The organism is Streptomyces sp. NPDC051569 (assembly GCF_044454085.1).
GTDB lineage: Bacteria > Actinomycetota > Actinomycetes > Streptomycetales > Streptomycetaceae > Streptomyces.
On the sequence record NZ_JBITDJ010000022.1, the window covers coordinates 66,079 to 84,800 of the forward strand.

Consider the following 18,722-nt stretch of genomic DNA (forward strand, 5'->3'; position numbering starts at 1 on the left):
ATCCTTGTCATGCATCATGGTGGCGAATATGGTCGGGGCTCGCCGGTTGTCGGCCGGCGTGTCACAGAATTCGCGACCGAAGGAGTGAAATGACTGACAACCAGTCGGAGAGCGAATCGCAGGTCGCACCGGGACCTCGTGCCGGTGCCGATCCGGAGCAGGACCGCCAGGAGTACTTCGAGGAGCTCGCCTCGGTGAAGGACAGCATCCTCGAAGGTGTGATCACCTACTGGTGACCGTTCCTCCTGCCGACGGCGTCCCGGCCGTCGGCAGGTCACCGGCCCGTACGGCGCCGGCGCGGCCCTGACCGCTTCCCGCCCCGGGCGTCATCCGTCGCGGACGGCGCTCAGCCGCAGGTACACGTAACGCCCCGACCGGTACAGGCCCGCCGAGTCACCGCCGATCCGGTCCCGGAAGAAGCGTTCGTAGCTCCGTCGGCGGGGCCCCTCCGGCAGCGTCGCCAGCAGCCGCGTCACCCGGGGCGGCAGCAGGCTCAGGGATCGCAGGACGCCCTCGGTGATGTCGGCCTGGTCGACCACCCGCAAGCCGGCCCGGGTCACGAGGGCCGCGAGTTCCGGAATCCGGGCGGCCGGCCACTCGTCGGCGAAGGCCAGCCGTCCCCCGGGACGCAGCACCCGGCGGGCCTGCGCCAGGCACGCGTCGAGCCGGGGGAAGCAGTGCGCTGATTCCACCATCGTCACCCCGTCGAAGGCCGCGTCGGTGAACGGCAGCCGAGCGGCGTCCGCGCGCACGAAGCACAGGGAGTCCGCGCGGTGCACCCGGTCGCAGAACTCCACGTTGCGCGGTGAGAGGTCGGCGCCGACCACGGAGCGGACCCCGGGTGTCGCCGCCAGGAGCGCCGCCCCGCCGCCCCGGCCGCAACCGATGTCCAGCACGTCCGAGTCCGCGAGCCCGAGTGCGCCGGCCAGCAGTCCGTAGAGCCTGGCCGGGCCGCCGGCGACGGCGGCGGCGGGCTCCGCCTCCGGCTCGTCCCGGGTGTCCTCGTCCTGGTAGCCCATATTCATGTAGGTGAGCCAGTCGTCCGGGTGCAGCAGGGCCAGCGCGTCGTACTTGGCCCGGTAGAGCGCGGTCCGGTCGAACACGGCCGGGTCCAACACGGCCCGGTCGGGCGCCCGCGTGCCGGGGCGGCCGGCGAGCAGCCGCCCGGCGGCCGCCCCGCACGCGGCGGCCGTCGGCACGGGCCGGTCGGTGACGCGCTGCCCGATGTGCCGCGCCGCGCTTTCCCAGCGGTCCCCGGGCTCGTCGCCGGACCACGTCAGGTGATCGAGGAGATGGAGCGTCTGCTCGGCGTCCAGGGGAGGGCTCGCCTCCTCCGGATCCGTCATGGCCGTCACCGCGCCGGTGTGGTCAGGGTGTTGAGGCCGGCCCGGTCCTCTCCGCTGACCACGACGCAGGAGTGCCGGGGGAAGTGCGGCCGGACCTTCACGGACGGCACCGTCAGCCGGACCGCGAGACCGAGTCGCCGCTCACCGGAGACATTGACGCCCGAGGCGTGCAGCGCGCGGTCGGTGAAGACCGCGCACTGCCCGGGACGCAGAGGCATGGAGACCGCGGTGGAGCTGTCCACCTGGTCGTCCTCCACCAGGAGGGTGGCGCGCTGCCCGGCGCCGTGAGGACGCGCCGGCAGCACGGCGCGGGTACCGGGCACGAAGCGCAGACAGCCGCTCTCCTCGGTGACATCGCTGATGGCTATCCAGAAGGTGAAGTGGAGCGGGGGCTCAAGTCCGTATTCCTCACCCGGCGCGTAGACGCCTCCCCAGTCCTGGTGCCACTGGAATTCCGGGCCTCCGTCGGCCTTGGCGATGAACGTCGAACGCCAGAGCAGCAGGTCCTCGCCGTAGAGGGCGCGGGCGGCCGACAGCAGGGCCGGGTGGGTGCACAGCCGGTGCACGACGGGAGAGTCGAGATGGCGGCTCTCGATGTAGGGGACGGGGCTGTCGCCGCCCTGATCGGCCACCAGCGAGGCGAGCCGTCCCGCGACCTGCTCGGCCGGCGGAGCGGGGGCGAGGCCGGGGCTGTTCAGGACCTCGGTCAGGGCCGGGCGCAGCGCCTCCATCTCGTCGACCGGCATGAGCGTGAGAGGGCCGACGAAGCCTTGGGCGCGGTAATCCTCGCGCTGCCGCTCGGTGAGAATGCTGTCTGTCATCGTTCCTGCTCCTGGTTTTCGAGGGGCGTACCGGCGGCGGACACGGCCCGGCCGGCGGCGGTCAGGCGCCGTGCGGGGTCCGCGCGGGGACCGGCCGCCCGGCCGGCCGGAAGCGGCGGGTAGTAGCGGGAGGTGGCGAGTACCAGGTGCTCCCACGGGTCGAGGACGACCCCGAGGCGCGCGAGCGCGGCGACTTCCACCGGCGCCGGCCCGCCGGGGTTTTCCCCGCCGTACTCAGGAGGAGTGACGACTCCGTCCAGTCCATGCCCGGCGGGGAGCAGCGCGGCCAGCAGTCGGCTGCCGTCGGGGCCGGCGAGCCGGCTCATGTCCGAGGTGGTGTGCCACTCGTCGACGGCGGCACGCTGACGGTCTGTCAGGCGGGGCCAGAGCGCCGTCAGCACCCGGGCGCGCACCCCGGCGAGTACGTCACCGAACATGCGTCTCTCCGGAGGCCGTCCCCGGCCCAGGAGGCGCAGACACCGGTGCAGCTCGGGAAGTCCGGACTCCAGCGGGCCGTGCCCCCCTTCGAGGAAGGGGGCCGCTTCGCGGGCGGTGTCCTCCGCGTCGTCCGAGGAGTGGACGATGTTGAGGATCGTGTTGATCGAGCCCAGGTCCTTCCTGATCGAGCCCGGTGCGGCGTAGGCCGGGTCGCCTCGCCCCTTCAGCTCGGCGAGGCGGCGGTGCACGTCGTAAGGCGGCCGGCCCTCCCCCTCCTGAACGGCCAATGCCAGCAGCGGACCGAAGTCGAACAACGCCTCGACCAGCCGGTACAGCTCCGGGTCCCGGGCCACGGGCTCGTTGCGCCGGTGGAAGGCGTCCAGGTTCCCGGGAGCCGCGGGCCACAGGCGGTGGGCGGCGACGCGGAAGCCGGCGAGGTGGACGCGTCGCACGATCTCGGCGCCGAGGTCCCGGTGCACCGCGTCGGGAGTGATGACCATCAGAGCTGTGCGGCGATAGTCCAGATCCGGCACCGGGGCCGTCCTTTCTCCGGGCGTTTGGTCCACGGCACGATCACGCGGGTCGGACGCGGGGCCGGCCGCAGGAGGCAAAACTCAATCTGCTTCATAGTGACTCACATTGTGACTGACTAAGTCAAGGACCTGGTCTGTCGTTTACCACCGTCAGACGATCGACTCCTCGACACAAAGTGCCTGCTCATACAGGGTGTATCAAGAAAAGAGGCAACGGATGCATCATCACCAGTCATTGCATGACCCGTTACTTGACGAGATTGTCAACTTAATGCGATGGTACTTCGCGTTGGCTCTGTGACGGCGAAGTGACGTTTGTCGGGCAGGTCGGTCAATTCTCCTGAGGGCACCTCCTCGGGCATGATCCGATGGGAAACGAAATGACGGTGAGCAGCATGACCGCGACATCCCTTGCCGACCACGCGCCGCACGGGCTGACCGTCCTCGGGTCCGCCGCGGGCGCGGGCAAGACAGGCGTGTCGATCGGCGTCATGGACTCCCTGCGCCGGCAGGGCATCGCCTGTGAGCCGTTCAAGGCGGTCGCGGTCGTCGCCCCGGACGACCCCGCCTACTCGTCGGTCGAACCCTGGCAGCGGGGTGTTCTGCACAACTGCGGCGCCGCGAACATCCCCGTGCGCTGGTGGAACAACCCCGTGGTGGTCGACCTGCCCGGCCCCGGCGCGTCCGAAGGTGACCTCTACGTCCGGGGCGAGCACGTCGGTACCGCTGTCGTCGCGGGCGAGGACTGCCTCGACGCGGGACGGCTGCCGGACCCGCTGCGGCGCGTGTGCGAACAGGCCGTCATCGAAGGCTACGAGCGGCTCCTGGCCACCCGCCGCTGGCTGCTGGTCGAGGGCGCGGGCGGCGCGGGAGAGCTGGAGCCCGCCGACGACATCGCCAACCAGGTACTTCCCGCCCACGCCGGCCTGCCGGTGGCACTGATCACCAACCCCCGTCGCTCCGGCCATCTGGCGGCACTGGCCGGGCTGCCCTCGCTGCTCACCCCGGCGGTACGCGCCCTGCTGGTCGGCTTCGTACTCAATCAGGTCGGCGGCACGCCCTACGTTCCTTCGCTGGCGGACCGGTTGACGCGGGCCACCGGCCTTCCGATGCTCGCCGCCATCCCCGACTCACCGCTCCCCAAGAGATATGACGGGTCCGCCGAGATGCTGGTGGGCCTGTACGAGCGCCGGGGCCGCTTCGTCAAGGAATCGGGTCTGCTGGAGCGGATCCCCCTCCCGCGTCCGGCCGCGCCGGAGCCGGTCGGCTGAACACCCCCTGGCGGAGCCGGCTCCGGCAGGCCCGCCGTCACGCCGACGCGGCCGTGCGCCCCGTCCGGACGTCCACCCGGGGCTCCGCGCCCTCCGCGGCCCTCCCCCCAAGTTCCCCCGAGCTATGAGGATCACCCCCGTGCAGACACCCCCCTTGCTGTCTCCGTACCCGCCGCCGACCGAGGAACGGGCGCCTCATCTCCTCGACTCGCCGACGTGGCTCCCCGCCGGCCGGGAACGGCGCGCTCGGACCCCGACTCCCGGCCTTCCGGGCCGCGCGTCCCGGCTGGGCACCGCCGACCTGGCGGGAGGCGGCCGTGGATGAGCTGGACCTCTCGGCCATACTCCCCTGGGACCAGGGGGAACCGCCCGCGCCGCCCCGTCCCCGCGCCGATGCCCTGCCCTGGCAGCCGCCACGCGACGGTGCCACGGTCATCCCCCTGACGGCGGCCGACGGCGCGGCCGGACGCTTCGACATGCGGCGGTTCGCCGGATGGCTGCGCGACGCGGACGTGATCGACCAGGGGCCGATCGAACTGCCGGGCGCGACCGTCACGTTGCCGTACGGCATGCGGCTGATGCGTCGCTTCGACGGCATCGTGCGGCAGGTGTACGAGCGTCGGGGTTACGAGGAGTACGACTATCCCCTGCTCGTCCCCTCGTCCGTACTGGAACCGAGCAGGAAGATCATGCCGCTCGACGGGGCTCTGCTCTTCGCGGGCGACGACGCGGACTGGGGCGCCGAGCGCAAGCGCATGGTCCTGACCCCGACCGGGGAGGGCGCCGTCTACACGCACTGGGCGCAGATGGTCCGCACCTCCGCCGACCTGCCCGTGCGCGCCTACCGCCGCACGCGCTACTTCCGTCCGGCCCGCTCCGGGCGCAGTGTCTTCCGCGCCATCGAGGCTTCCGACGTCTACGAGTTCCAGGCGTGTTTCGCGGACGACGCCACCGCTCGGGAGGGATTCACCGACGCCGTGGCGATGGCGCGGCGGCTCTGTGCCGAGATGCATGTGCCGGCGCTGTGGGGGACGCGTCCTCCGTGGACGAACAACGCCGGTGTGGCGGACGTGACCGTCGGCGGGGATGTGCCCCTGCCCCAGGGAACGACCATCCAGGTCGGCAGCGTCTACCAGCAGGGCCGTCGGTTCTCGGAGATCTACGGGGTCGGTTACCGCGACAGGACCGGCTTCCACCACACCCACCATGTCACCGGGGCGCTCACCCGCCGACTGGTACTGATGCACCTGATGCTGGGCATGGACGCGGCCGGTGAGCTTCTGGTGCACCCGGATCTCGCGCCCGTCCAGGTCGCCGTGACGCTGTCGGGCGGCGACGCGCAGGAGCAGGACGAGGCCCGTGCCCTGGTGGATCAGCTCGGCCGGCTGGGGGTGACCGGGTCGCTGGATATCACCGACGACCGCAAGCAGGTCGGCCGACTCCACCAGCGATGGCGCCGCCAGGGCGTGCCCTTGCGCGTCTATCTCCAGTCGCGCAGGCGACCGGGCGACCGGACCCGCGCCGTGGTGGTGCGTGCGGACACCCGCCATGAGGCCGTGCTGCTCACCGACAACGCGGCCCAGCTCGCGGAGCTGCTGCCCGCGGCGCTCGACGAGGTGGGTACCGGATATCTCGCGCGCACCAGGGAGTTCGTGCGCCGCCAGTGCCATCCCGCCGACCGGAACAACGTCCGGGAGATCCTGGCCGCTCGCGCGGTGGCGGTCACGCCCTTGCGGGCGACCCGCGAAGCGGTCACCGAAGCGGGCTCCTGGGGGCTCGGCGAGGTCCTCGGGCTGCGGCGGCTGACTGAGCCCGCTCTGTGTGTCGTCACCGGGGAGCCGACGTCCACCGTCGCTTACCTGTCGCCCCGCAGATGACCGCTTCACCGGTGGTCACTGGCGACAACTGGCCAGAGGCGGGGCGGTCGGCATGACCGGACCGTCGGGTGGACACCTCCTCTACAGGTGGGTGAACGCGTTGAGCGATGGCCTGGAGGGGTGTCGTGAACACGGAGGGAAGCCGTGAGCACGGAGGGAAGCCGGTGGAGCGGGCCGGGCGGGCAGCGGCTCGCGGACTGTGCGGCTCGGCCCGCCCGGAAGCGGTCGGCCGGCGTCATCGCCGGCTCGCCGAGGCGCTGTCCCCGCCCCTCTGAAATCGCCGGGCGACTCGGGCAGTAAAACCACAGCCGAGAGGCACATAACCACACGCCTACGCTTTCATACGAACTCGGAACACCGGTGATACTTCACGTTGTCCAATTGCTGGAAGGTCGTCGATCATCATCGCATCCACACACGGTGTTCTCGACGGGAAACCCTTCTGCCTGCCACCGGCATGAATAGCGGGGTCACCGGAACTTCACCGGGGAAATATCCCGCGTAAGTCCCCTCGGCCGCCTCCTGCTGTTCACGTCTCCGGTGCGCGGCGCCAATTTTCGCGCAAACAAGCGGCCCGCCAGCCGGAAACGGACTCTCGCAGCGCGACATTTTGACTCCGTGTGACTGTCCCGGCTCCGGGACGCCTGCCACGAAAAGACGGAGGAGCCGCCCACTGGGCGGCTCCGGAGAAGAGGAGGGGCAATGCGAAGACGCGCGGACCGTGGAGCCCTTCGTCCAGGGCTCAACCGTTCGGCGGGCGGATATCGCGGTGCGGGGGGCAGGGCCGTACCGACCACGGAAGGGACGGTCCGGCGTGAGCGGGACGGTGGAGGGCGCCGGCCGGTATGCCTGCCGTCCGCCGGGGTTTCCGGGCGGCGGGGCCCGGCCGGCTCCACCATCCCTGTTCCGGCGTGGACGCCGGAACAGGCCGCTGCGAGCAGGCGGACCGCGCCCTGGCCGGTCAGCGGGACCGGCCGGGCGGTGTCACTTGATGAAGTCCTCGACGACCTTCGGCGGCCAGGTGCCGACGTTGAGGACCCCCATGGAATAGGCACGGGAGACCAGGGCGGCCCGGTTGGGAACCCTGAGCTTCCGGAGCAGACCGGTCACGTGGTACTCGACGCCCTGGCGGCTCAGGTAGAGCCTCGATGCCAGGGGGATCGTGGACAGACCTGCGGCGATGCCCTCCAGGATGCGGGCGTCGATCTCGGTGAGGATTTTCTTCTGATTGGTCAGGACACCGGCGTCCTCGGAACCTTCCGAGGAGCGCATGAGGACCAGGATCGCCGCCACGTCGGGGGTCTCCCCGGTCACCGCCGCCGCTGTGAGCGTGCCGGCGAAGGCCGAGTCCTCCGGTCCCAGGGCCACCACATGAGAGGCGAAGCGCTGGCGCTTGCCCTCGACCAGCCGGCTGAACTGGCGCATCAGCGGCTGTTGGACGCTGGGATGCACCAGGTCACGGAAGCTCCGGCCGCAGACACCCGCCGAGGAGTCACCGAACTGGCGGTAGAACTCCTGGTTCGCCTGCTGGATGGTGAGGGTCGGGTCGAGCGAGGCCATGCAGAGCCCTGGCTGATCGAACTGCGGAGCACCTGGGCGTCCGTTTTGGTCGACTATGCGCTGGCCGAGTGTGCCCTGCGCCGAATCTGCAATTGCGGCAATCGCCACGGTACCGCCATCCTTTCGGGTCCCCCCGATTCTCTGTCATTCCTGGGACGTTACTCGTCAATAGTTCCGTCATCCGGTCTGGCTAGCCCCGATTGACCGGTTTTCCGTTTACCGAATTAAGACTAGATAACTGCGCTCTTGCGCGTCAACAACAACCCTGTTCACCTGGCTAAAGCTGTGGTCGTACCCCCGGAAGGTTCGGTCCGCAATGCGACGTCGACAGGCGGGCAAATCCCGGCATGCCGGGCGGGTCGGAGAAGGGGCGTATCTGCTCAATTGAGTCGTGCTTGAGGTTCTCCTGAGGTTTCTTCGGCGATGGGGGGCGCGACGGCGGGTCGCGACAGCCCGGGTGGGCACCGGGGAGACCGCACGGGGGCGTGCATATGCGCCGGGACTACGCCGGCAGGGCGTCCGCCAGCTGATGCCGGCCCGAAACGCCGAGCTTCCGATAGGAATTAGTAAGATGTTTCTCAACCGCACGCGAACTCACGCCGAGTTCACCGGCGATTTCCTGGTTGGTGAGGCCGCGTCCGACGAGGGAGATCACTCGGCGCTCACTGCGGGTGAGCACGGCCTTGGGGGGCGGAGCGGCGGTGCCGAGACCATGCTCGGCCCGCTCGACGAGCCAGGGGGCGCCGCAGGCCGCGGCCAGCGCGCCGGCCTCCCTCAGTGCTTCCTCCGCCTCGGCTCCGGTTCCCAGCTGACGGCCCAGCAGCACCAGGGTCCGGGCGAGTTCGAGTTCGTACGAGGAACCGCGCAGGACGTCGACCGCCTCGCGCAGCAGGCGAACGCCCTGGGCTCCGTACAGCCAGCCCTTCAGCCGCAGCGCGCGGCCGAGCCCGGCGGGCGCTCCCCACTCCTCGGCCCACGCGTGTTCCTCCTCGGCGAGCTGGAGAGCGGAGCGGAAGTCGCCGAGCCGGTGATGGAGACCGATCGCGTGCGGCCGCCAGGGGAAGAGCGCGGAATTGCGCCAGCCCGACGCGTCGAGCTGCCGTCCGCAGGCCAGGAGCGCTTCCAGGGCCCTGGGCCGCAGGCCGCGCTGGGCGTCCACGGACGCCTGGAGGATCTGCAGGGTCGCGGTCAGGGCCAGGCCCGCCGGCCCGCGTCCGGCCTGGGCCAGGATGCGTTCGCTCAGGGCCGGGTCGCGCAGTTCGAGCGCTACCGCGGAGAGGAGGACCACGGATGCCTGGCGCCAGTCCGTGTCGGCCAGCCCCAGGGCGCGCTCGACATGCTCACGTGCCTGGGCGGGCCTGCCCTGCGACACGAGGACCAGCGCCCGCTCCGCGAACAGGAGCACGTCGTCGGCGCCGGTCGCGTTCTGCCGCCGGGTCTGCTGCTCGGTCGACAGCCAGGAGGCGACACCGTCGATGGACTCGGCGGCGAACAGCGTGATGACCACCAGCGGCAGGACCGTGTGGACGCGCGCCGAGGTGGCCGGTTCGCGGTCCAGGACGCGGTTGGCCGTCCTGGCCGCCTCGGCCGCGGACAGCCGGCCCGTGAGGGTGCCCGCGCAGAGCAGTACCGCCATGAGCTCCCGTTCGGCGGCCGTGCCGAGCGGCGGCTCCTCCCCCAGCGAGCGCAGCCGGTCGACCGCCGAGGCCAGTTCACCGGGATTCTCGTGCCCGTGGTGTCTCAGACGTGCTTCGAGCCGCAGGGCCGTCTCACGCGCCGGGCCTTCCGCGCGGGCCGGGGCGCCGACCTCGGCGGCGACCCGGCGCAGCAGGCCGACCGCCGAGGGCGGCGGCGTGCCGAGCAGGGTCGGCGGAATCCGCAGCGCGGCGGCGGCCCGGTCCCCGGCCGTGGTGAGCAGTGGCATCGCCTGGGCGATGTGGCGTTCGCACGCCTCGGGGTCGAAGGAGCGCTCGGTGGTGGCGAGGTCGATCAGCAGCCGGGCCCGGCTCTCGTCCTGGGTCCGGTGGTCCAGCAGCGCGCGGCGCAGGTAGCGCGCGGCGGTGTCATGGGCGCCCCGGTGCAGGGCCTCGTCCGCCGCGGCGCGCAGCACCGTCACCGACCAGGGCCGGCCGAAGGCGGTGACGGCCATCAGGTGGGCGGCGACCTGTTCCGCGGGACGGCCGCACCGGTACAGCAGTTCCGCCGCGGCGTCGTGCGAGCGCTCGCGCTCCGCCACCGTCATCGAGGACTCGACGGCGTCCCGTACGACGCGGTGGACGAAGCGCGGCTCGCGTCCGTCGGCCAGCAGCCCGGTCGAGACCAGCGCGCGCCGCGCGGAGCCGAAACCGATGTCGTCCAGCCCGGCGAGTTCCGCGACGAGGGCCCGGTCGCCGTGGTCGCCGAAGGCCGCGATCGCGGCGGCGAGGTCGCGTACCGGCGGCGGCTGGGTCCGCAGGAAGCTCGCCAGCCGCTCGCGCAGTCCGGAGGGCCGCAGGGAGCGCACGCGGTCGGCGTGGTCCGCGGTCGGTGAGAAGCCGCGTGCCCGCATGCCGCGCAGCACCGACAGGAGGAACAGGGGGTTGCCGGCCGACGCTTCGTGGCAGGCGTGCGCGTACTCGTCCTGTCCGGGCCAACCGCACCGCTTGCGGATCACGGTCCTGGTGGCGTCGAGGGAGAGCGGCGCGGGGCGCAGGACGCGCGTGGCGGTGCCGGCGATCTCCCGCACCAGGGGATGCCGGGACCCGTGGTCTCCGTCGCGGAGCGTGCAGACGAGCACGGCGCGCAGTCCGTGCAGCCGTTTGGCGAGGTAGGCGAGCCAGCGCAGCGAGGGGGTGTCCGCCCGGTGCAGGTCGTCCACGAGGATGAGCAGCCGGGTGGTGTCACCGGCGTCGGCCAGCAGTGACCGGGTGCCGTGCAGCATCGCCTCGGAGGCGGCGAGGGCCGGGCCCGGGCCGGCACCCTGCCCGTCGGCGCCGGTGGTGGTTCCCGCGCCGACGGGCAGGGTTCCGGCGGTGAACATCAGCCGGGCGAAGTGGTCGGACACGGGAGAGCGCCGGCCACGCTCCGCCGCCGGGACACCGGCCAGCAGGCTGTCGAACAGTTGCCGTACGACGCCGAAGGCAAAGTCCTGTTCCATGGGCGCGGCGTTGGCGCGCAGGACCCGTACGTCCTCGTCGGCGACGAGGGAGGGCAGGTGCCGCAGCAGGGCGGATCTGCCGATGCCGAGCGGACCGGTCACCAGGATGGACGACGATGTGCCGTCGGCGGCGGCTCTCAGGGCGGCGCTCACTTGGGCGAGTTCGGCTTCGCGCTCAAGCAGCATCTGTCGGCCGTCCTTCCATGTTCCTTACCAGTGAACTCAGTTCCTCGCGCCCCGCGATGCGTAACTTTCGGTAGGTATTGCTCAGTCGCAGCTCCACCGTGCGTCTGCTCACCGACAGCAGTTCCGCGATCTCACGGTTGCCGTGCCCGTTCCCCGCGAAGGTCGCGGTATGCCGTTCGACTTCCGAAAGAGTGGTCCATTCCCGTGGCAGGGCGGCCGGTACGGGTCGGCCCGGTGCCCGGAGCCGCTCGGTGAGGCGGCGGGCGCAGTCGGCCAGCCGGCTCGACGGACAGGCGGCGGTGAAGGCCGAGAGCTCCGCGGCGGTACGGGCGGCGGCCTGGCGGTCACCCTCCTCCAGCTCGGCGGCGGCGAGCTGGAACAGCCCCCAGGCGTAGGCCAGTCGGGCGGGCGAGTCCCGCAGCAGACGTGTCGCCGCGCGAGCCCGGGCGACGGGTCTCCCGCCCTCCCCGGTCATCGGCCCGGCCCACAGGGCCGCCACACCGACCGCGCTCGCCGTGCCCCAGCGGCGGGCCAGCGCCACTTCCTCCCGGCTCAGGCGCGCGGCCTCCGTACGGTCGCCGAGGGTGTGGCACGCCTCGGCGGCGAGCGGGCGCCAGCCCAGCAGCGCCGGGTTGCTCCACTGCCGGCGCAGCAGCCGCCGGCCGCTCTCCCGGGACAGCTCCATCGCTTCGGACCACTGCCCGTCGGCGGCGGCGAGCCGTGCTCTGGCGAAGAGGAGCGCGGACCAGGAGACGCCGTCCTCCGCCCCGGGGGGCGGCGGCACGGCGGCGATCGATCTCGCCCGGTCGTAGCAGCCGGATTCGAGTGCCACGGAGACGCGCAGGGCTGTCAGGCCGGGTGCGGCCAGGGGATACCAGCTCGACGGCGGCAGGGCCTGTACGGCGGCTTCGACGTCGCGCTCGGCCTCGTCCAACTGCCCGCAGCGCAGGCCCAGTTCGGCGCGGAGGGTCAGCACCCGCGCGGCGACGGCCCGCAGATGGGGCGCTCGCCGGACCTCGGTCAGCAGCACGTCGAGTTCGATGCCGGCCTCTTCGCAGTCGTCGGTCAGGATCAGGGCGCCGCAGGCGGCGAGGCGGGGCAGCGTCAGGCCGGCGTCGGAGCCGCCGCGGGCCAGGGCGGTGCGGGCGAGCGTCCTGGTCGTCTCCAGGTCCTCGCCGCGTGCGGCGAGCTGCCAGGCGCGTACGCCCGCCTGCGCGGGTGATACGGGGCGGTCGGGCAGGGGGGCCACCTCGGGCACCGTCACTTCGGTGCCGTCCCGGGCCTGGTCGGCCAGCCAGAACAGCGCGAGCATGCCGTCCCGTTGGGCGTCCCCTTCGCCGTTCCGTTCGCCGTTCCGTTCAACGTCCTGTTCGCCGTCCCGGGTCCCGGACAGCGCCTCGGCCGCCGCCCGGCGTGTCCAGTCGCTGTTGCCCCGGGCCAGTCCGACATCGACGGCCCGGACGCGCAACGCGGCGGGAACGGGGCCGCCGGGGCGGGCGAGTCCGGCGAGGCGGCGGTCACCGGCTTCCGGCAGGGCCACCGCTTCGGCGGCGGCCAGCTCCAGGGTCAGCCGGGCTCGCTCGTCCGGTTCCAGGGGTTCGCGTAACGCGCGGGACAGGCACGCGTGCGCGCGCCCGTGGTCCTGGCCGCGCAGGGCGGCCGCGAAGGTCCGGCGCAGGAGGGGGACCACCCAAGGACTTCCGAGGGGAGGTGACATGAGCAGCAGGCGGGCGACGTCCTCATCGGCGGCGGATGCCCGGTGGGCCAGCTCGGCGGCCCGGGCGTGGAGGCGGGCCCGTTCACCGGGCGGCAGGTCCTCCAGTACGCGGTCCTTCACCGCCGGAAGACGAAGGCGCAGCTTCGTGTCCTCGAACACGGTGAGGCCGGACGCCTCCAGCACCGCGCCCGGTTCCACTCCGGGCGCCGGACTCCCCGGTGCCGGACTTCCGGGCGCCGGACTCCCGGACGGCAGGTCTCCGGGCGGCAGGTCTCCGGGCGCCGGGCGCGGGACGGCCAGTTCCTGGACGAGGGCGGAGTTCACCAGGTCGCCGCAGACGGCCACCGCTCTCAGCAGTGCGGTCGCCGGGGCCGGCAGGCCGTCCAGTACGCGCGTCACGTGCTCGCCGGCGACATCGGCGCAGATCGTGTGGAGTTCCGGCAGCCGGGCGGCGACCGGTTCGTGGCCGTGTCCGGTGAACCGGCGCAGCACCTCACCCAGGAGGACGGGGCTGCCTCCGGTGGCTGTCGTGGCGGCGGCGGTGAACCGCTCTTCTCCGGGGACCCCGCAGAGCAGTTCCACCGCGGCGGCGACGCCGCGTCCGCTCAGGGCACGCGGCACGAGCCGCCTCGGTGCGACCGGGCCCGGGGCGGCCGTACCGAACCAGTCCTGGCCGTCGGCGGCCGTTCCGCCGCCGCTCGCCATCACGGCGACCGGTGTGTCCGGGGTCAGCCGCCGCGCCAGGGTGCGGAGCCAGACCGTGGAGGCGGGGTCCAGCCACTGGGCGTCCTCGACAACCAGGAGGATGGGCACGGCCCGCGCCTGGTGCGAAAGGGTGTCGAACGTATCGAATCCCGCAGGACCGTCCGGCCGGCGCCCTCCGGTCGGGGTCCGGAGCGGCCCCCGGGCCGGCCCGTCGAGCGACGTCTTGAACTGAGCCGTCACGCCGTGCGGCACGTCGCGTTCGGACAGGGCGCCCCGGGCCCGCAGGACGCGCAGCCCGCTGTCCCGGGCGAGCCGGGCCGCCCAGCGCAGCAGCGCGTTCTGCCCGTGACCGGGTGCGCCGGTCACGGAGACGACCGCCGCGCTCCCCCCGCGCAGGCCGGCGAGCACGGATGTCAGCACCGCCTGCTCGTGCCGGCGCTCCAGCAGGGGCAGCGGCGGCTGCGTCCGCTCATCCCGGTCATCCCGGCGCAGGCCGGAGCCGTACATCGGCTCCCGCCTCTCCGGGTTCGGGCATCCCGGCTCCGGCCATCCCGGGTTCGGGCATTCGTCACCCCGGCCAGTCACGCGCACCGCCTCGCTCAGGTCGCTTCAGCGTCGCCGGCGGGAGTCGAACACCCAGCCCGGCGGCTGTCGGTCGGGGATGTCAGGAGTGTGCAGGACGGAGCCGAGTTCGGTACGCCTGCCGACGCCCAGCTTCCGGTACACACTGGTCAGATGTGTCTCCACGGTACGGACCGTGACGAAAAGGGACTCCGCGATCGACCGGTTGCTGGCTCCCGACGCGGCGAGGCCGGCCACTCTGCGTTCCATCGCGGTGAGCATGTCCAGCGGAGAGGCGCTCATCTTCCGCATCCTGCCGCCGGCGGTGACCAGCAGTTTACGGGCGGTGCCGCCGAGGGCGAGCGCCCCGCAGCGCTGGGCGAGGTCGGCGGCGGCGCGCAGGTGTTCGCGGGCGCCGCGCTGGTCGCCGGTCTTCAACAGCGCCCGGCCGAGGAGGTATTCGGCCCGGGCGTGCTCGGACCGGGCGGGCGAGTCGGCGAGGATCTTGAGGGATTCGGTGAGCAGTTCGACGCCGGCCCCGCCGGGGGTGATCACGCCGCGCGCCCGGGCGGCGAGGCCGAGCACCCGGGGCGTCCCCCAGCGGCCGGCCAGCTCGGTGCCGTACGCGGCGATCTCCCGGGCCTCGTCGGGGCGGTTCATGACGGCGAGGAGGCAGGCGGCCTCCGACCACCACGGCGCGAACGCCGGGTTGGTGAACCGGGCCTCCTTCAGGGACCTGCCGCAGGTGAGGAAGAGGGCGAGCGCCGCCTCCCGGTCGCCGAGCGCCCACCGGGCACGGGCGCGGGTCATCAGCTGCGTGTGGTACTCGATCACGAACCGGTCCAGACCGGGGCGCTTGATCCCGTCGAGCACCTCCTCGGCCCGCTGGGGCTCGCCCCGGTCGATGAGCACGGCAGCGAGGGCGGTCCGCGGCAGCGAGGCGGAGCCGCCCCACCTCTCCTCGCCGGTGATCTCCATCGATGTCTGGGCGTCGGCCAGCGCGTCGGGGACGGCGCCCACGGAGTGGAGCAGGAGGGCGCGGGTCGACAGGGCGATGACGTACGTCCAGACCGCGCCGTTCTCCTGGCCGTACCGGAGCATGCGGTCGAGCGCGTCGAGCGCGTCGCCGGCCTCGTCGGCGAGGCTGAGGGCGAACGACGAGGTGAGCACCGACCAGCCTTCCAGCTCGACGCCGGGGAAGCGCAGGGCGCGGCGGGCCTGTTCGACGGTCTGTTCGGCGCGGCGGCCGTCCATCGCGCTCAGCACCGTCATCATCCCGAGCATCTGACGCTGTGCGGGGGTGTCGCCCGGCGGGGGCGTCAGCCGCGCCGCCCGGTCCTGGGCGGCGCGGACGGTCGCCTTCTCGTCCGCCCCGGCGATCAGCAGGACGGACTCGACGAGGGTGCGCAGCTCACGGTCGGCGGGATCGGGCCGGGGGCCGAGTTCGGCGTCCAGGGCGGCCAGGACCTCACGGAGGACCCGTACGCCGGCGGGTGCTTGCTGGACGGCCAGGCTCACCATCCCGTACTGCACGGCGACGGTCGCCCTGGTGCGGGTGTCGGTGGCCCGTACCAGCGCTTCCTCCAGCATCCTGACGGCTTCGGGCGGGTCGGTCTCCGCCAGCGCCCTGGCCAGTTGGACGCGGACCGGCACGCTGTACGGCTCCACTTCGAGGACCCGGTGCAGGTAGCGCGCCGCCGCTTCGGGAGCGCCCCGGCCGCCGGCCTGGTCCGCCGCCTCCCGGAGTACGTCCGGCATCCACGGCTGGGTCAGTGACGGCAGCGGCATGAGCTGGCCCGCGACCTCCTCGGCGGGCCGGCCGGCGTCGCTGAGGAGCAGGGCCGCTCTGGTCCGCAGCCCGGCGAGTGCTTCGGCGCCGACGGGTTCGAGAACGGCGGCACGCACCACGTCGTGTGTGAAGCCGGCCCGGTCCGGGGCCAGTATCTCGGCGCGGCGCAGGACGAGCAGGCCTTCCGCGACGAGCGCGGCGGGCACCCCGGCCAGGGTGCCGACGAGCTCGGCGCTCTCCTCGCCGAGCACGGCGAGCGCCCTGGCCACCTCGCGTACCCAGGGGGGCCGGCGGTCCAGCAGCGCTCCGACGGAGAGCGCGATGACCTGGCCGCCGACCTCGGCGACCCTGTCCACGCCCTGTTCGTCCGGCCGCACGCCCTCCGCCCGCAGTTCGTTCAGCAGCCGGCCGAGGGTGAGGGGGTTGCCGCCGGAGACGGCCGCCGCGCGCTCGGTGAAGCACGGTTCGACGGGGGTGGGGAAGGACTGCCGCACCAGGCGGCCGACGTCCGCGTCGTTGAGGGCCGCCAGACGCAGGACGGTGGGTGCGCGCTGGGCGGCGAGATCCGCCAGGGCCGCGGGGGCGACGGGTTCGGCCTCGCCGCGCTGGGCGAGGACGACCAGCAGCGGCAGGTCGTCCGCACGGCGCAGCAGGAAGTCCAGCCAGCGCAGCGAGCGGGCGTCGCACCGGTGCGCGTCGTCGAGTACGAGCACGAGCGGGCGGTCCGCCATGAGGTTGGCGGCGAGCCAGTACAGGCCGTGCAGGACGGGGTAGGCGGCCGGGGTGAGCGGCGGGTCCTCGTCGGCCGCTCCGGTCCGCCCGGCGGTGAGCGCGGGCAGCGCGTGCCGGGCGAGGCCGCGCAGCAGGGGGGAGTTCCTGGCGTCCTCGCCGTCCAGTCGCAGCGGGCCGAACAGCCTTCTTACGCCGCCGTATCCGGCGTCCGTCGCGGCGTCGGCACCTGTCATGGCGTCGGCGCAGGATCCGTGGAGCACGGTCATGCCGCGGCAGGCGTCGCTCTTCAGGAAGGAGCGCAGCAGGCTGGTCTTCCCGATGCCGGCGGGGCCGGACACGATCACCAGTCCGGCCCGGCCGGCACGCGCGGCACGCGCGTGGCTGTTCAGGACCCGCAGTTCGTCGGACCGGCCGACCAGCGTGCTGGACAAACCGGTGAATTCGGCCTGGTCCAGCATCGGAGCCTCCTCGCGTCTCGGGAACACAAACAGGTGTGATGACGCGTCGGCGCGTCTCCTACGGAACAGTTGCAGCACCACGACAGGGAGCGCGAGGCTACATGATCACCGCGCCGGTGGCCGGGGAAACAGGCCGGATCAAGAACCGGCCGCGCGGGGCCCCGGGGGCCCGGCACGGATACCGGCGGTGGACCGTGGCCCCGGGGGCGACCGTCCGGCCGGACAGCTGTCCGGCCGGACGGTCCACCCTCGGGCCGCGGTGTCCGGCCGCCGTATCCCCGGACAGGCCCCCGGGCCGATCCACGAAGACCCGCCGGGCCGGGCCTAACGGGCCGCGGTGAGGTGTTCCCGCAGGAGCGCGAGGACCGCGGGTGCCTGGGAGCTGAGGTAGAAGTGCCCGCCGGGGTAGACCTTGAGGTCGAACGCTCCGGTGGTGTGACCGCGCCAGGCCTCGGCCTCGTCGAGGGTGGTCTTCGGGTCGTTGTCGCCGGTCAGAGCGGAGATCGGTGCCCGGAGCGCGGTCGTCGGCTCACAGCGGTAGGTCTCGATGGCCTGGTAGTCGCTGCGGATCGCCGGCAGGATCATCCGCAGTATCTCCTCGTCGCCGAGCAGCGCCGTATCCGTACCGGACAGCAGCTTCAGCTCCGCGACGATGCCGTCATCGCCGCGCCGGTGCACGTTCTCGTCCCGGTGGCGCGACGGCGCGCGCCGTCCGGAGGCGAACAGATGGGAGAGTTCACCGCCGTCGGCCTCGAAACGCCGGGCGACCTCGAAGGCGATCGTCGCGCCCATGCTGTGTCCGAAAAACGTCGTCGGCCGCGCGTGGAGCTGGTCCCGCAGGGCCTCGTAGACCTGGTCGGCCATGGTCCCGATGTCATGGGGGCTGGTCTCCAGGCGCCGGTCCTGACGGCCGGGGTACTGGAGCGAGAACACCTCGGCCACGGAGGACAGTTGAGCGGAGACCGGGAAGTAGAAAGACGCCGAGCCACCCGCGTGGGGGAAACAGAAGAGCTGCCTTTCGCTGTCCGGCGCCGGATGAAAGCGCCGTGCCCAAAGACTCTCCTCGGTGGACGTCGTCATGGTGTTGCATCCTCCTAGCGGTGGGCCGAGCGATCAGGACCGTCCGGCGGTCCTGGAAGCCTCCGGGCGCTGTTACCCGGCTGCGGTACACCGGACGCGTACCCGTCGGCACGAGATCCAATGGGAACGTGATCCAGTACCGGGAACCGTACGGCCTTCTCCCATCCGGCCGCATGTTCCCTGTGCTGCCCTGCCCGGCGGAGCGGACCTGCGGCTCACACCGCGTGTCACACCGACCGGCACCGCCGGCCCTGGGGCCGACCACCCCATTTCACTAGGGCGGACAGTGGGAAATTCCCTAGTCTCTGCGCACGCGGGGGTGATGGGCGGCACTCCCGGTGGACCCCGGGCCCGGCCGGAATATCATCCGGCCGGGCCCGGGGGGTGTGCTTCCCCTTCTCCGTGCTCCTCGCGCTTTCAGTGCTTCGTTCTCCGTGCTCCGTTCTCCCGTGCGGCGTTCTCCGTGCTCCGTTCTCCCGTGCGGCGTTCTCCGTGCTTCCCGGTTCCGTCGG

At 72.6% G+C, this 18,722-nt stretch carries 11 protein-coding genes; 3 read left to right on the forward strand and 8 right to left on the reverse strand.

What is annotated here, in order from left to right; translation table 11 throughout:
- The first annotated feature begins 89 nt into the window (after window positions 1-89).
- Window positions 90-236: a hypothetical protein gene (locus ACIBAE_RS25465; protein WP_399289665.1), complete on the forward strand. Its 147-nt coding sequence runs from the start codon at window positions 90-92 to the stop codon at window positions 234-236.
- Between the two features lie 90 nt (window positions 237-326).
- Here ACIBAE_RS25465 and ACIBAE_RS25470 read toward each other — a convergent pair whose 3' ends face one another.
- From ACIBAE_RS25470 to ACIBAE_RS25480, 3 genes are read right to left on the reverse strand one after another with little or no spacing between them, the layout of a single operon-like run.
- The gene (locus ACIBAE_RS25470; RefSeq protein ID WP_399289667.1) at window positions 327-1,346 is read right to left on the reverse strand and encodes a class I SAM-dependent methyltransferase; all 1,020 of its coding nucleotides are present in this window, start codon (window positions 1,344-1,346) and stop codon (window positions 327-329) included.
- A gap of 5 nt (window positions 1,347-1,351) precedes the next feature.
- Entirely contained in the window at window positions 1,352-2,167 is an 816-nt protein-coding gene (locus ACIBAE_RS25475; protein WP_399289669.1) for a phytanoyl-CoA dioxygenase family protein, read from the reverse strand.
- Window positions 2,164-3,138 carry a nucleoside-diphosphate kinase gene (locus ACIBAE_RS25480; protein WP_399289671.1) on the reverse strand — a complete coding sequence of 325 codons (975 nt, stop codon included), beginning with the start codon at window positions 3,136-3,138 and terminating at the stop codon, window positions 2,164-2,166. The genes ACIBAE_RS25475 and ACIBAE_RS25480 overlap by 4 nt, the downstream gene beginning before the upstream one ends.
- Before the next feature lie 395 nt (window positions 3,139-3,533).
- Here ACIBAE_RS25480 and ACIBAE_RS25485 point away from each other — a divergent pair, with 395 nt between their 5' ends.
- Together ACIBAE_RS25485 and ACIBAE_RS25490 are read left to right on the forward strand one after the other, a co-directional pair.
- Window positions 3,534-4,409, forward strand: coding sequence for a hypothetical protein (locus ACIBAE_RS25485; protein ID WP_399289673.1), 876 nt, complete (start codon window positions 3,534-3,536; stop codon window positions 4,407-4,409).
- A gap of 317 nt (window positions 4,410-4,726) precedes the next feature.
- Window positions 4,727-6,286, forward strand: a complete 1,560-nt coding sequence (locus ACIBAE_RS25490; protein WP_399289675.1) for a hypothetical protein — start codon at window positions 4,727-4,729, stop codon at window positions 6,284-6,286.
- Window positions 6,287-7,270: 984 nt separating this feature from the next.
- On the opposite strand, the gene ACIBAE_RS25495 is transcribed toward ACIBAE_RS25490, so the two are convergent.
- The 5 genes from ACIBAE_RS25495 to ACIBAE_RS25515 form a co-directional block, all read right to left on the reverse strand.
- Window positions 7,271-7,903 (reverse strand): LuxR C-terminal-related transcriptional regulator, encoded by a 633-nt coding sequence (locus ACIBAE_RS25495; RefSeq protein WP_399289691.1) that lies wholly within the window; start codon window positions 7,901-7,903, stop codon window positions 7,271-7,273.
- Between the two features lie 445 nt (window positions 7,904-8,348).
- Window positions 8,349-11,168, reverse strand: coding sequence for an ATP-binding protein (locus tag ACIBAE_RS25500; protein WP_399289677.1), 2,820 nt, complete (start codon window positions 11,166-11,168; stop codon window positions 8,349-8,351).
- Window positions 11,158-14,097, reverse strand: a complete 2,940-nt coding sequence (locus tag ACIBAE_RS25505) for an AAA family ATPase (protein WP_399289679.1) — start codon at window positions 14,095-14,097, stop codon at window positions 11,158-11,160. The genes ACIBAE_RS25500 and ACIBAE_RS25505 overlap by 11 nt, the downstream gene beginning before the upstream one ends.
- A 102-nt stretch (window positions 14,098-14,199) precedes the next feature.
- Window positions 14,200-17,130, reverse strand: coding sequence for an AAA family ATPase (locus ACIBAE_RS25510; protein ID WP_399289681.1), 2,931 nt, complete (start codon window positions 17,128-17,130; stop codon window positions 14,200-14,202).
- A gap of 324 nt (window positions 17,131-17,454) precedes the next feature.
- On the reverse strand, window positions 17,455-18,210 hold the full coding sequence (locus tag ACIBAE_RS25515) for a thioesterase II family protein (protein WP_399289683.1): 756 nt from the start codon (window positions 18,208-18,210) through the stop codon (window positions 17,455-17,457).
- Between the last annotated feature and the right edge of the window lie 512 nt (window positions 18,211-18,722).